At 61.6% G+C, this 13485-nt stretch carries 11 protein-coding genes; all 11 read left to right on the top strand.

The window, feature by feature from the left end:
- The coding region (locus HMPREF2896_RS06510; protein WP_070718553.1) for a dihydroorotase at positions 1–1073 on the top strand (1073 nt) is incomplete at its 5' end.
- Positions 1074–1179: 106 nt separating this feature from the next.
- Complete coding sequence (gene carA, locus HMPREF2896_RS06505; protein ID WP_070718550.1) at positions 1180–2343, top strand: glutamine-hydrolyzing carbamoyl-phosphate synthase small subunit; 1164 nt, start codon at positions 1180–1182, stop codon at positions 2341–2343.
- A 30-nt stretch (positions 2344–2373) separates the two neighbouring features.
- Positions 2374–5715, top strand: coding sequence for a carbamoyl-phosphate synthase large subunit (gene carB, locus HMPREF2896_RS06500; protein ID WP_070718548.1), 3342 nt, complete (start codon positions 2374–2376; stop codon positions 5713–5715).
- On the top strand, positions 5699–6547 hold the full coding sequence (gene pyrF, locus HMPREF2896_RS06495) for an orotidine-5'-phosphate decarboxylase (RefSeq protein ID WP_070718545.1): 849 nt from the start codon (positions 5699–5701) through the stop codon (positions 6545–6547). The genes carB and pyrF overlap by 17 nt, the downstream gene beginning before the upstream one ends.
- Positions 6548–6817: 270 nt before the next feature.
- Positions 6818–7138 carry an integration host factor, actinobacterial type gene (mihF, locus tag HMPREF2896_RS06490; RefSeq protein ID WP_010186801.1) on the top strand — a complete coding sequence of 107 codons (321 nt, stop codon included), beginning with the start codon at positions 6818–6820 and terminating at the stop codon, positions 7136–7138.
- Positions 7139–7146: 8 nt separating this feature from the next.
- Entirely contained in the window at positions 7147–7716 is a 570-nt protein-coding gene (gene gmk, locus HMPREF2896_RS06485) for a guanylate kinase (protein ID WP_070444933.1), read from the top strand.
- A 38-nt stretch (positions 7717–7754) separates the two neighbouring features.
- Positions 7755–8057 carry a DNA-directed RNA polymerase subunit omega gene (gene rpoZ, locus HMPREF2896_RS06480; protein WP_010186799.1) on the top strand — a complete coding sequence of 101 codons (303 nt, stop codon included), beginning with the start codon at positions 7755–7757 and terminating at the stop codon, positions 8055–8057.
- A 163-nt stretch (positions 8058–8220) separates the two neighbouring features.
- Positions 8221–9480, top strand: a complete 1260-nt coding sequence (gene coaBC, locus HMPREF2896_RS06475) for a bifunctional phosphopantothenoylcysteine decarboxylase/phosphopantothenate--cysteine ligase CoaBC (RefSeq protein WP_070718543.1) — start codon at positions 8221–8223, stop codon at positions 9478–9480.
- 115 nt (positions 9481–9595) lie between these two features.
- On the top strand, positions 9596–10819 hold the full coding sequence (gene metK / locus HMPREF2896_RS06470) for a methionine adenosyltransferase (protein ID WP_070444927.1): 1224 nt from the start codon (positions 9596–9598) through the stop codon (positions 10817–10819).
- Positions 10820–10830: 11 nt separating this feature from the next.
- Complete coding sequence (locus HMPREF2896_RS06465; RefSeq protein ID WP_070718541.1) at positions 10831–12873, top strand: primosomal protein N'; 2043 nt, start codon at positions 10831–10833, stop codon at positions 12871–12873.
- A 95-nt stretch (positions 12874–12968) separates the two neighbouring features.
- A complete protein-coding gene (gene def / locus HMPREF2896_RS06460) occupies positions 12969–13478 on the top strand; it encodes a peptide deformylase (protein ID WP_070718539.1) in 510 nt (169 codons plus the stop codon).
- The last annotated feature ends 7 nt before the right edge of the window (positions 13479–13485 follow it).

The raw sequence follows: 13485 nt of genomic DNA, 5'->3' as shown, positions 1-13485 counted from the left end.
CCAAGGGCGGCTTTACCGCCGTGTTCACCATGGCCAACACCTCACCGGTGACGGACCAGCCCATCATCGCCGAGTCCGTCTGGGCCAAGGGCCAGGCACGTGGCCTGTGCGACGTCCATCCGGTCGGCTCCATCACGAAGGGCCTCGAGGGCAAGACCCTGACCGAGTTTGGCATGATGGCCCGCTCGGACGCCAAGGTGCGTATGTTCTCCGACGACGGCAAGTGCGTCCAGGACCCACAGCTCATGCGCCGTGCCCTGGAATATGCGAAGGGACTTGACGTCCTGCTGGCGCAGCACGCAGAAGACCACCGCATGACCGAAGGCGCTAGCGCCCACGAGGGCGAGGTTGCGGCCCGCCTGGGCTTGCGCGGCTGGCCGCGCGTCGCTGAGGAATCCATCGTCGCCCGCGACGCCCTACTCGCGCGTGATTACGGCAACCGCATGCACATCTGCCACGCTTCGACGAAGGGCACCGTGGAGCTGCTCACGTGGGCCAAGGAACAGGGCATTCCGTTGACCGCCGAGGTGACCCCGCACCACCTGCTGCTGACCGATGACAAGCTGGTGACCTACGACGGCGTCTACCGCGTCAACCCACCGTTGCGCGAGGAATCCGACGCCCTGGCCCTGCGCCAGGCCTTGCTTGACGGGCTTATCGACGTCGTGGCCACAGACCACGCTCCGCACGGCAGCGAAGACAAGTGTGTCGAGTTCGAGCACGCTAAGCCGGGCATGCTGGGACTGGAATCCTCCCTGGCGGTCATCGCCAAGCTCTTCGTCGCCACCGGCCTGGCCGACTGGCGCTTCGTCGCCCGCGTCATGTCGGAGCGTCCGGCAGAGATTACTCGCCTGCCTGGTCATGGCCGCCCGATTGCGGTGGGCGAGCCAGCCAACCTCACCATCGTCGATCCCAAGCACAAGTGGGTATCGGATTCCACGCGTCTGGCTTCGAAGTCGGAGAACAACCCCTATGAGGGGGAGGAATTCGGTGCACGCGTGGCCTACACCATCCTGCGTGGCGCGGTGACCTACGACCTAGCGGCTGAAAGCGCCAGCGAGGCGGCCGAGTAATCGGGATAATCGACAATCAGAGTTGCTCGACACTTAAGTAACCAACGCACGTCCCCAACACAACCAACCCTTCACCGAGAAAATTCACTGAAAGGTTCAACACACAGTGACTTCCACTACCACCACCCCCGCCATCCTGGTCCTCGCTGATGGCCGCACCTTCCGAGGCTTCGGCTTCGGCGCCACCGGTACGACTCTGGGCGAGGCCGTCTTCACCACCGCCATGACGGGCTACCAGGAGACCATGACGGACCCGTCTTACCACCGCCAGATCGTCGTCGCCTCTGCGCCGCAGATTGGCAATACGGGCTGGAACGATGAGGACAACGAGTCCCATGACGACAAGATCTGGGTTGCCGGCCTAGTTATCCGTGATCTGGCCCGCCGCGTTTCCAACTGGCGTGCCGCCCGCTCCCTGCCGGAGGAGATGGAGAAGCAGGGAATCATCGGTATTGGGGGAATCGATACCCGCACTTTGGTGCGCCACCTGCGCAATCATGGCTCCATCAAGGCCGGTATTTTTTCGGGCGAGGCGGCTGAGCGGGACGTCGAGGAGCTCGTCTCTGAGGTCAAGAACCAACCTTCGATGGCCGGCCTTGACCTGTCCGAAGAAGTCTCGACCGATGAGGTCTATACCTTCCCAGCCGTAGGGGAGAAGCGCTTTACCGTCGTGGCCTATGACATGGGTGTCAAGACCGCCACCCCGAAGCACTTTGCCGAGCGCGGCATCGAGACCATCGTGGTTCCTGCCAACACCCCGTTCGAGACGATCAAGCAGTACAACCCAGATGGCGTGTTTGTCTCCAACGGTCCGGGTGACCCGGCTACCGCTGACACCATGGTCGGCATCGTGCGCGACATCCTTGCTGCTAAGTACCCCTTCTTCGGCATCTGCTTTGGCAACCAGATCCTCGGCCGTGCGCTGGGTATGGACACCTACAAGCTGAAGTTCGGCCACCGCGGCATCAACGTTCCGGTGCGCAACCAGCTGACCGGAAGGATCGATATCACCTCCCAGAACCACGGCTTTGCTTTGGCCAGCCCCTCGGGCAAGGAAGACCCGGCCGGTGAGGAGTTCGATACCGACTTCGGCCCGGCAGTGGTCTCCCACACTTGCCTCAACGACAACACCATCGAAGGTGTTGCGCTCAAGGATGGCATGGCGTACTCCGTGCAGTACCACCCTGAGTCCGCCGCCGGCCCACACGATGCCAACCCGCTCTTTGACCAGTTCATCGAGCTCATGACTGAAAAGTCCCCGAACAAGTAGAACGCAACCAGGAAAAGGAAGAAGAAACATATGCCAAAGCGCAACGACATCAATCACGTCCTGGTTATCGGCTCCGGTCCGATTGTTATTGGTCAGGCCTGCGAGTTCGACTACTCCGGCACCCAAGCCTGCCGCGTGCTCAAGGAGGAAGGCCTGCGCGTCACGCTGGTTAACTCCAACCCGGCAACGATCATGACGGACCCGGAGTTCGCCGACCACACCTATGTGGAGCCCATCGAGCCCGAGTTCATCGAGAAGATCTTCCAGAAGGAAAAGGAAGAGGGCAACCCCATCGACGCCGTGCTGGCAACCCTGGGCGGCCAGACCGCTCTGAACGCCGCGGTACAGTTGGACCGGCTGGGCATCCTCAAGAAGTACGATATCGAGCTCATCGGTGCTGATATCGACGCCATTGAGCGCGGCGAGGATCGTCAGAAATTCAAGGACATCGTGGCCTCCATCGGTGGCGAATCCGCGCGCTCCCGTGTTTGCCACACGATGGAGGAGGTCCACGAGACCGTTTCCGAGCTTGGCCTCCCGGTCGTTGTACGCCCATCGTTTACCATGGGCGGCTTGGGCTCCGGCCTGGCCTTTAACGAAGAGGACCTTGAGCGCATTGCCGGCGGTGGCTTGGCTGCCTCACCGGAGGCGAACGTCCTCATCGAGGAGTCCATCCTGGGCTGGAAGGAGTTCGAGCTCGAGCTCATGCGTGACGGCGACGATAACGTTGTGGTCATCGCTTCCATCGAGAACGTCGACGCCCTCGGCGTCCACACCGGTGACTCCGTGACCGTGGCCCCGGCATTGACCCTCACTGACCGCGAGTACCAGAAGATGCGCGACCAGGGTATCGCCATCATCCGCGAGGTCGGCGTCGACACCGGCGGCTGCAATATCCAGTTCGCTGTAAACCCGGATGACGGCCGCATCATCACCATTGAGATGAACCCGCGCGTGTCCCGCTCCTCCGCGCTGGCCTCTAAGGCCACCGGTTTCCCGATTGCCAAGCTGGCAGCCAAGCTGGCGATTGGCTACACCCTGGATGAGGTACGCAACGACATCACTGGCGTGACCCCGGCGGCCTTCGAGCCGACTCTGGACTACGTCATCGTCAAGGCCCCGCGCTTTGCTTTTGAGAAGTTCCCGGGCGCCGATGACACTCTGACCACCACGATGAAGTCTGTGGGCGAGGCCATGGGTATCGGCCGCAACTATATTTCCGGCCTGAACAAGGTCATGCGCTCGCTGGAGGGCAAGCCTTCTGGTTTCTGGACCAAGCCGGATGAGTACTTCGCTGGGGAGCGCGCAACGGACGTGGAGGCCGTTCTCAAGGACCTGGAGCGTCCGACCGAGGGCCGCATCTACGATGTCGAGCTGGCTCTGCGTCTCGGTGCCACGGTGGAGCAGTTGCACGAGCACTCGCACATCGACCCGTGGTTCCTCGCCGAGCTTGAGGCGCTTGTTGAGTTCCGCGAGGAGCTCGTGAGCGCGCCAGTCCTGGACGCTGAATTACTGCGCCGCGCTAAGGTCTTTGGCCTGTCCGACGCCCAGATCGCGGCTCTTCGCCCAGAGTTCGCCGGTGAGGATGGCGTGCGCTCCCTGCGCTGGTCTTTGGGCATTCGCCCGGTGTACAAGACCGTTGATACTTGTGCGGGCGAGTTTGAAGCCCAGACCCCGTACCACTACAGCGCTTATGAAATGGACCCGAACGCTGAGTCCGAGGTGCGCGAGAGCAGCGAGAAGACCAAGGGCAAGGTCATCATCTTAGGCTCCGGCCCGAACCGTATTGGCCAGGGCATCGAGTTTGATTACTCCTGCGTGCACGCCGCCCTCGAGCTTTCCCGTGAGGGCTACGAGACGGTCATGGTTAACTGCAACCCGGAGACGGTGTCGACTGACTATGACACCGCCGACCGTCTCTACTTCGAGCCGCTGACCTTCGAGGATGTCATGGAGGTTTACCACGCGGAGGCCGCTTGTGGTGAAGTTGCCGGCGTCATCGTTCAGCTGGGTGGCCAAACCCCGCTGGGCCTGGCTGAGCGCCTAACGGCTGCCGGCGTTCCGGTCGTGGGAACCTCGGCCGCTGCCATCGACTTGGCCGAGGACCGCGGTGAATTCGGCAAGGTGCTTGCCGAAGCCGAGCTGCCTGCACCGGCCTTCGGCACCGCTACCTCCTTTGAGGAGGCCCGCCAGGTCGCTTCGAATATCGGCTATCCGGTGCTGGTCCGCCCGTCCTACGTGCTGGGTGGCCGCGGCATGGAGATCGTCTACGACGAGGATTCGCTGCGCGATTACATCGAGCGCGCTACCGAGATCACCTCGGATCACCCAGTCTTGGTCGACCGTTTCCTAGATAACGCCATTGAGATCGACGTCGACGCGCTGTGTGACGGCGAGGAGGTCTACCTCGGCGGAGTCATGGAGCACATCGAGGAAGCAGGTATCCACTCCGGTGACTCCTCCTGTGCGCTGCCGCCGATGACGCTGGGGCCGGAGGATATTGAGAAGGTGCGGGAGTCGACGCGTCGCCTAGCGCACGGCATCGGCGTCAAGGGCCTGATGAACGTTCAGTACGCCCTGAAGGATGACACTCTCTATGTCATCGAGGCCAACCCGCGTGCCTCCCGTACCGTGCCCTTCGTCTCCAAGGCCACCGGCGTGCCGCTGGCTAAGGCTGCCGCACGCGTCATGCTGGGTGCGTCCATTGCGGAGCTGCGCGAGGAAGGCATCATTCCGTCCACTTACGACGGTGGTTCCCTGCCGCTGGAGCACCCGATTGCGGTCAAGGAAGCCGTGCTGCCGTTTAACCGCTTCCGTCGCCCCGACGGCCAGCTGCTGGATACCTTGCTTTCTCCAGAGATGAAGTCCACCGGCGAGGTGATGGGCTTGGCTGATAACTTCGGTGCCGCCTATGCCAAGGGTGAGATGGCCGCCTTCGGTGAGCTGCCCACCGAGGGCACCGTGTTCGTCTCCGTGGCCAACCGCGATAAGCGCACCCTTATCTTCCCGATTCAGCGCCTGGCCTACATGGGCTACACCATCGTGGCCACTGCCGGTACCGCGCAGATGTTGCGCCGCAACGGCGTCGAGTGCGAGGTGGCCCGGAAGGTCTCGGAAGCTGGGGAGGGTGAGGAGTCCATCGTGGACCAGATCCTCGGCGGCAAGGTCGACCTCATCCTCAACACCCCGGCAGGCTCCGCCGGCGCCCGTCACGATGGCTATGACATCCGCGCCGCTGCGGTATCCGTGGGTGTTCCACTGGTGACCACCGTCCAAGGCGTGACCGCAGCCGTGCAGGGCATCGAAGCCCTGCGCCGCGGAGACCTCAAGGTACGCGCGCTGCAGGAGCTTAAGCATGACCCAGCCAACTAGGAAGACGCCGTCTTTCGGCGAGCGCCTCGTGGCAGCCGGTGCGGAGCGCGGGCGCCTGTGCGTGGGCATCGACCCCCACCCGCACTTGCTGGAAGCCTGGGGCCTGTCGGTTGATGTGGATGGTCTGCGCACGTTTACGCTGCGCTGTGTAGAGGCTTTCGCGGAGACCGCGGCGGTGGTGAAGCCGCAGGTGGCCTTCTTTGAGCGTTTCGGTTCGCGCGGCTTCGCAGTTCTTGAGGAGGCCCTCGCGGGGCTCCGCGAGCAGGGCTGTTTGAGCCTAGCGGACGCGAAGCGCGGAGACATCGGTTCCACCATGGCGGGCTACGCGCAAGCCTGGCTAGGGGAGGACTCGCCGCTGCGTTCTGATGCTGTGACGGTCTCGCCCTACCTTGGTGTGGGCGCTTTGAGTCCAGTCTTCGACCTAGCGGAGGACACTGGAGGAGGGGTCTTTGTCCTTGCGGCGACCTCCAACCCAGAGGCCGTGGCGTTGCAGTCGTTGAGCGTCGACGGCCGCAGCGTGGCGCAACGAGTCGTCGATGAGCTTGCGCAGCGCAATGCGTCTGCGGCGGGGTCAGACAACACCGTGGGTGCTCTCGGCGTGGTCGTGGGCGCGACGTTGGAAGCTCCGCCTGCATTAGACCAATTAAATGGTCCAGTGCTGCTGCCGGGAGTCGGCGCCCAGGGCGCGACGCCGGCAGATGTTAGGCAACTTACCGCAGCGGCGCCTGAACTGGGCTATGCTAACGTCTCCAGGGCCATTCTTTCGCAGGGGCCTAATGTCTCTGACCTGCGGAAAGCCGTAGTGGATACGGCGGCGGAGTTCCGGGACTAATACTCAGACCAGGTAGCGGCGTGCTGGATTAACAGGAGCGCTGTTTACCTGGTATTTTGTTTAAGGCATGTGCGTTGACGTGCAGGAACCTTTAAATGAAAGGGGCCGCGTTGCGTCACCGCGTACAGACCAGTGCTAGGATTGCCAGAAGTCGGTTCGTGGAGGTAGCAAAAGCTATCCCGCGCTGGGGAAATCTTCCCACCGTGAGCCGAGATTCTGGTGCTAGCCATCAGATGACAATGTTCGTACTAATGAAATCGGAGGAAACCCGTGGCCCTTCCCAAGTTGACAGATGAGCAGCGCAAAGAAGCTCTCGCAAAGGCCGCTGAGGCCCGCAAGGCTCGCGCTGAGCTCAAGGCTGCGTTGAAGCGCGGCGAGACCAACCTGCAGGAAGTTCTGGAGAAGGCCGAGACCGACGAGATCATCGGCAAGACCAAGGTCTCCGCTCTCCTCGAGGCTCTGCCGAAGGTTGGCAAGGTCAAGGCCAAGGAAATCATGGAGGACCTGGAGATTGCTCAGACCCGTCGCCTGCGCGGCCTGGGTGACCGTCAGCGCCGCGCCCTGCTCGAGCGTTTCGGCTACGGCGAGTAATTAACACAATGGCTGACGAAACTGCACGCGGGCGCCTGGTCGTTCTGGCCGGGCCGTCCGCTGTGGGTAAGTCCACTGTGGTTTCGCGCCTGCGTGATGATGTTGACAACCTCTACTTCAGCGTCTCAATGACGACGCGCCAACCCCGCCCCGGCGAGACTGATGGGGTGGATTACTTCTTTGTCTCCCCGGAGGCTTTCCAAGAACACATTGACGCCGGTGACATGCTCGAATGGGCTGAGATCCACGGTGGTTTGCAGCGCTCCGGGACGCCGGCTCAGCCGGTGCAGGAAGCGATGGTGGCCGGCCGTCCGGTGTTGGTGGAGGTTGATCTTGCAGGCGCCCGCAACGTGAAGGCGGCGATGCCGGAGGCGGAAACCGTGTTTCTCGCCCCACCATCCTGGGAAGTTCTGGTTGAGCGCCTAACTGGGCGCGGGACCGAACCGCAGGATGTCATTGACCGCAGACTGCATACTGCAGAGACGGAACTTGCCGCGCAAAAGGAATTCGACCACATCGTTGTGAATGAAGATCTCGATGAGGCCGTTGCTGCAATTAGTGCTATCCTGCGTGGATAGACCACGATTTTGACCATCTACCAACAGTAAAGGTGCATGTGACCAACGTGACCACACCTGCCAATTCTGAGGCCGTGAAGCCGGAGCCAGTATTCGATCCGCCGACGGGTATTACCGATCCGCCGATTGATGAACTGCTGGGCAAGGTCTCGTCCAAGTACGCTCTGGTGATTTTCGCTGCGAAGCGCGCACGCCAGATCAACAGCTACTACCAGGAACAGGATGAAGGCGTCTTCGAGTTCGTCGGACCACTGGTAACCCCGGAACCGGGTGAGAAGCCGCTGTCCATCGCCCTCCGCGAGATTGACGCTGGCCTGCTGGACCACGAGGAAGGCAACTAGCCTGCTCATCGTGAAGGCAACAAGGCAGCTTCTTAAAGTGCCTTAGCGCCATTCTGAATCTAAACCCACCCAAGTGTCTCTCTAGGCGCTTCGGTGGGTTTGCTGTGTCTTGGGTACTATCGGCCGAGTGAAGGACGTACAGAAAACCCCAGATAGTTCAGAGTTGAGACCTGCGTCGACCAAGCCCGCAGGAGGCCGCCAAATCCTTATCGGCGTGGCAGGCGGCATTGCTGCCTATAAGGCGTGTCACCTTATTCGGGATTTTAAAGAACAGGGCCATGATGTCCGCGTCGTTCCCACGGAGGCCGCATTGAACTTCGTTGGGGCGGCCACCTTCGAAGCTTTGTCAGGACACCCGGTCTCCACAACCGTCTTTGATGCCGTGGATGAGGTCCAACACGTTTCCTTGGGGCAGCAGGCTGATGCAGTCGTCATCGCTCCTGCCACCGCGGATCTTATCGCCCGGTTGGCCTGTGGCCGCGCCGATGATCTTTTGAGCGCTTCCGTGCTGGTTGCTACGTGCCCCGTCATCATTGCCCCCGCCATGCACACGGAGATGTGGCTGAACCCGGCAACCCAGGACAATGTGGCAACGCTCCGCCGGCGCGGTGTCACCGTGATGGAGCCGGCGCATGGCCGACTCACCGGCACCGATACGGGTGCCGGCCGCCTGCCGGAACCAGAGCAGATAGCGGAGTTTGCTCGTACGATTATCGCGGGGCATCGCGTGAAGCATGATTGGCAGGGCCGGAAGGTTGTGATCTCTGCCGGAGGTACCCAAGAGAACCTCGATCCAGTGCGGTACCTTGGCAACCGTTCTTCTGGACGCCAGGGTTTTGCCTTGGCGGAGATCGCTGCGCAACGCGGGGCGGATGTCACTATTGTTGCTGGAAACACTGAAGCGCTTCCCATCCCTGCAGGCGCTTCCGTGGTGCGCGTGACATCGACGCGGGATATGCAGGAGGCGATGAATAGCGAAGCTGCCGATGCCGACATCATTATCATGGCCGCGGCTGTTGCCGACTACCGTCCCGCGTCCGTGGCGGATTCGAAGATGAAGAAGGGCGCAGCAGACGAGGACTTGGCCAGCCTTGAGGTCGTGGAGAACCCGGACATACTCAAGGGTCTGGTGCAGCGGCGTGAGAATGGTGAAGTTAAGCGCGAGGCAATCATCGTTGGCTTTGCTGCGGAGACTGGTGATGAGACTACTAGCGTGCTTGAGTATGCCCAGCAGAAGTTTGTGAAGAAGGGCTGTGATGTGCTCATGGCTAATGAGGTCGGAGAGGGCAAGGTCTTTGGCCAAGCCACGAGTGCCGGGTGGATCCTTCGTCGCTCTTCCGACCCAGTGGTGGTTGCCCCGGGCTCAAAGCAAGTTGTGGCCGCACAGATTCTTGATGTGGTGAATGAAATGTTGGAAAAGTAGCGCTCGTTCTTGCAGTTGTAGACCGCTTGGTCTACGATGGGGCGGTGTTAACAGCCGAGGCGTGGGTGAGGCGAAGTCCTGCCCACGGCGCGCGGAATTAGTTTAAGGAAGATTTGTGACTGATAAAGCTGCTCAGGCGGTGCGCCTTTTTACTAGCGAATCCGTGACAGAAGGTCATCCGGATAAGATTTGTGACGCGATCTCAGACGCCATTCTTGACGCCCTCCTGGAGGAAGATCCTGACGCCCACGTCGCTGTGGAGACTCTCGTGACGACGGGCCAAGTCCACGTCGTGGGCGAGGTGCGCACCTCCGGTTATGTTGAAATCCCGCAGATCGTCCGCAAGACCCTTGTAGAGATCGGTTTTACCTCTTCCGATGTGGGCTTTGATGGCCACACCTGTGGCGTCAACGTGGCCATTGGTGAACAGTCCCAGGAGATCGGGGCCGGCGTCGACGCCTCCACAGAGGTGCGTTCGGGGACGTTTGAGGATGATGACCAGTATGGCGCTGGTGATCAGGGCCTCATGTTTGGCTACGCAACGAATGAAACTCCAGAGTTTATGCCGCTGCCGATTTCGACGGCCCACCACCTTTCGCGCCGTCTTACCCACGTCCGCAAGGAAGGTATCGTGCCTTCGCTCCGTCCCGACGGAAAGACTCAGGTCACCTTCGCTTACGACGAAAATGATGTGCCGACGCGCTTGGAGACGATCGTGATCTCCACGCAGCATGATCCGGATGTGACCCAGGAGTGGTTGGCCGAGCAACTTCGCACCCATGTCGTCGAGTGGGTCGTGAACGATGCTGAATTGGGCCAGTACTACACCGAAGATACTGAGCTTCTCATCAACCCATCCGGCTCCTTCATTCTGGGCGGGCCCATGGGTGATGCGGGCTTGACCGGCCGCAAGATCATCGTGGATACCTACGGTGGCATGGCCCGCCACGGTGGCGGTGCGTTCTCCGGTAAAGACCCAAGCAAGGTGGACCGTTCCGCGGCTTATGCTATGCGCTGGGTGGCTAAGAATATCGTGGCCGCTGGCCTGGCTGACCGTGCCGAGGTGCAGGTTGCCTACGCCATTGGACGTGCAAAGCCGGTCGGCCTGTATGTGGAGACCTTCGGCACTGCCCACGAGGGCTTGAGCGACGCTGACATTCAGGCAGCGGTGAATAAGGTCTTCGACCTGCGCCCGGCCGCGATTATTCGCGAGCTCGACCTGCAGCGTCCAATCTATCGTCAGACTGCAGCCTATGGACACTTCGGGCGTACCGATGTCGATCTGCCGTGGGAGGACACCTCGCGAGCCGACAGCCTGCGTCGCGCCGCCGGCCTGTAGAATCGGGCCCTATGCCCAAGAAGACACCCGCCGCCCAGCAACCGGTCGCGCGGGTGTTGCCTTTGTTAGGGGTGGCCCACTTGGACCGAGAATTCGACTACCTCATTGATGAATCGGATTCACAGGCTGCGCAGCCCGGAGTGCGGGTGCGCATCCGCTTCAATGGTCGTCTGGTTGACGCCATCTTGTTGTCGCGGGCTAGCGATTCCGACTATGCGGGTTCGCTTCGTTATATTGATCGCGTCATTTCTCCTTATGCGGTGTACACCCCGACAATGTCAGCGCTCATCGAATCCCTCGCGGCTCGTTATGGCGGCGTGCGCTCCGACATCATTCGCACCGCGATCCCGGCGCGCCACGCCAAGGCCGAAGAAGCAGACGTGGATACGCCGTGGGAGGAACTTGGCACTGCCGAGTATCCGGATCTTTCCGCGTGGTCGGGCTACCAGCACGGGGAGTCCTTCGTAGATTCGATCTTGTCCGGGCACATTGCCCGGGCAGCCTGGCAGATAGCACCCGGGGAAGACTGGGCCGGTGCTTTGGCAGCCCTTGGAACCAGCGTGGCCCTGCAGGGCGGGGGCGTGCTCATGGTCGTCCCCGATCAGCGTGACTTGGATTGCCTAGAGGCGGCGTTTCGCCGTCACGTTTCTGCCAAACAAATCACTGTCCTCGCGCACAGTACTGGGCCCCAGGCCCGTTATCGTCGCTATCTTTCCGCCTTAACTGGTCAAGCACGGATCGTCATCGGTACTCGCTCCGCAGCCTTTGCCCCAGTCAAGGGCCTCAAGCTGGCCGTTGTCCTCAATGACGGCGACGATAATTTGGTGGATAACCTCAAGCCCTATGCCCATTCGAGGGAGGTGCTTAGCACCCGCTCGGCACAGGAAGGCTGCAGCCTTGTCCTCGCCGGCCATGCGCGCACCGCAGAAGCCCAGTTGCTTGTTGAATCGGGGTGGGCCCACGATCTTTTACCTAGCGACACAGCGCTGGAGAAGAGGCGCCCCAACATCTTTGCGGTGGGTGCGTACGGGATTAATCTGGCCCGCCACATGCAGGGCGGGACGACGGCTGTCAGCGGCCCGGCATTTCAGGCCACACGTGCGGCGCTCGACCGCGGTGAGCCCGTTCTCGTACAGGTCCCGCGTAAGGGTTATGCGCCGATTTTGGCTTGTGGGCACTGCGCGTCCCCGGCGCGTTGCCGTCATTGCAATGGCCCCTTGGGTCTGCCTTCCGCTGGTGCTTCGAGGGATGAATCGACAGATTCGGCTGCGCTGCCGACGTGCCGGTGGTGTGGGCGCGTTGACGCTCATTATCGGTGCTCCGAATGCGGCTCGCCGCGGCTGCGCGCCATCGTGCTTGGTTCGGAACGCACGGCGGAGGAGATGGGCCGCGCATTTCCCAACACCCGAGTGATTCAGTCGGGCGGATCCACCATCCTCGATGAGATCCCTACCGGTCCCGCGCTGGTTATCGCTACACCGGGCGCGGAACCGCGCATCGCGGAGGGTGGGCACTACGGCGCCGCCCTTTTGGTGGAAACCGGGGCGCTGCTGGGCCGCCAGGATCTGCGAGCCACGGAGGACACTTTGGCCAAGTGGGCGGCTGCTGCGACTCTCGTCGCGCCGGCACGCGACGGCGGTGCGGTGATCGTTGCTGCCGATGAGCAACTGCCACTCGTGGGCTTCTTGAGCCGCTGGGACATGGTGGGAGCTGCAGCAGCGGAATTGCAGGCACGCCGCGAGGTACGCTTTCCACCTGCTGTGCATATGGCGGCCGTCGATGGCGCCGATGCTTCCCTCGATGCGTTTTTGGAGTTGGCGGAACTGCCGGAACATGCGGAGCTTCTCGGGCCCGTCCCGTTGCCGCCGGGAGTGAGCCTGCCAGGTGACTATGATCATGAGCGCGGCGGTGAGCCGCAGCGGCTATTGATTCGTACCCCACTAGGTCCGCGTTCAGAGCTCGGTCAGGCTTTGAGAAGGGCTAATTCCGTGCGCAGTGCACGCAAGGATGTGTTGCCGCTGCGCATCACCGTGGACCCAATCAACATCGGTTAAGGGCTGCGTTCTTTTCACCCCTGGCGGGCGCGCGCTGCTGGAGGTGAACTATTCTCGGTAGCCTACACACTGTTTAGCCCTCGAGGAGTACCACTATGACTGTGCGCGAGGTTCGCCTTTATGGCGATCCGGTCCTGACCACCCGTGCCGAGGAAATCACCGAGTTCGGGCCGTCACTGGAACGCTTGGCCCAGGACATGCTGGAAACCATGGAAGATGCTGGGGGAGTCGGATTAGCCGCCAACCAGATTGGTGTGACCAAGCGCATCTTCGTCTTCGATTGCTCACACTTTCAAAGCGGCCTGCGCGGTGCGGTAATCAACCCAGAGTGGGAAGCGGTAGGGGAGGACATGCAGTTAGGAACTGAGGGCTGCCTGTCCATTCCAGGTATTTCGCAGCCCACCGAAAGATTCTCCACGGTGCGTCTGCGTGGCTACGACCCGCAGGGCCAGCCTGTATCGATGCTGGCTTCGGGGCTTATGGCGCGTTGCATACAGCACGAAACAGATCACCTGGATGGTGTTTTGTTCCTCCAGCGCCTGAGCGACGAACTGCGCAAGGAATCGATGAAGACCATCCGCCAAGCGGAGTGGTTTAACTCATAGCCGCGCG

Origin of the sequence: Corynebacterium sp. HMSC069E04, from assembly GCF_001813175.1 — a bacterium.
In the GTDB taxonomy this organism is placed as follows: domain Bacteria; phylum Actinomycetota; class Actinomycetes; order Mycobacteriales; family Mycobacteriaceae; genus Corynebacterium; species Corynebacterium aurimucosum.
The sequence above is the reverse complement of the archived record's forward strand: the minus strand, read 5'-3'. Positions and strand labels throughout refer to the sequence as shown.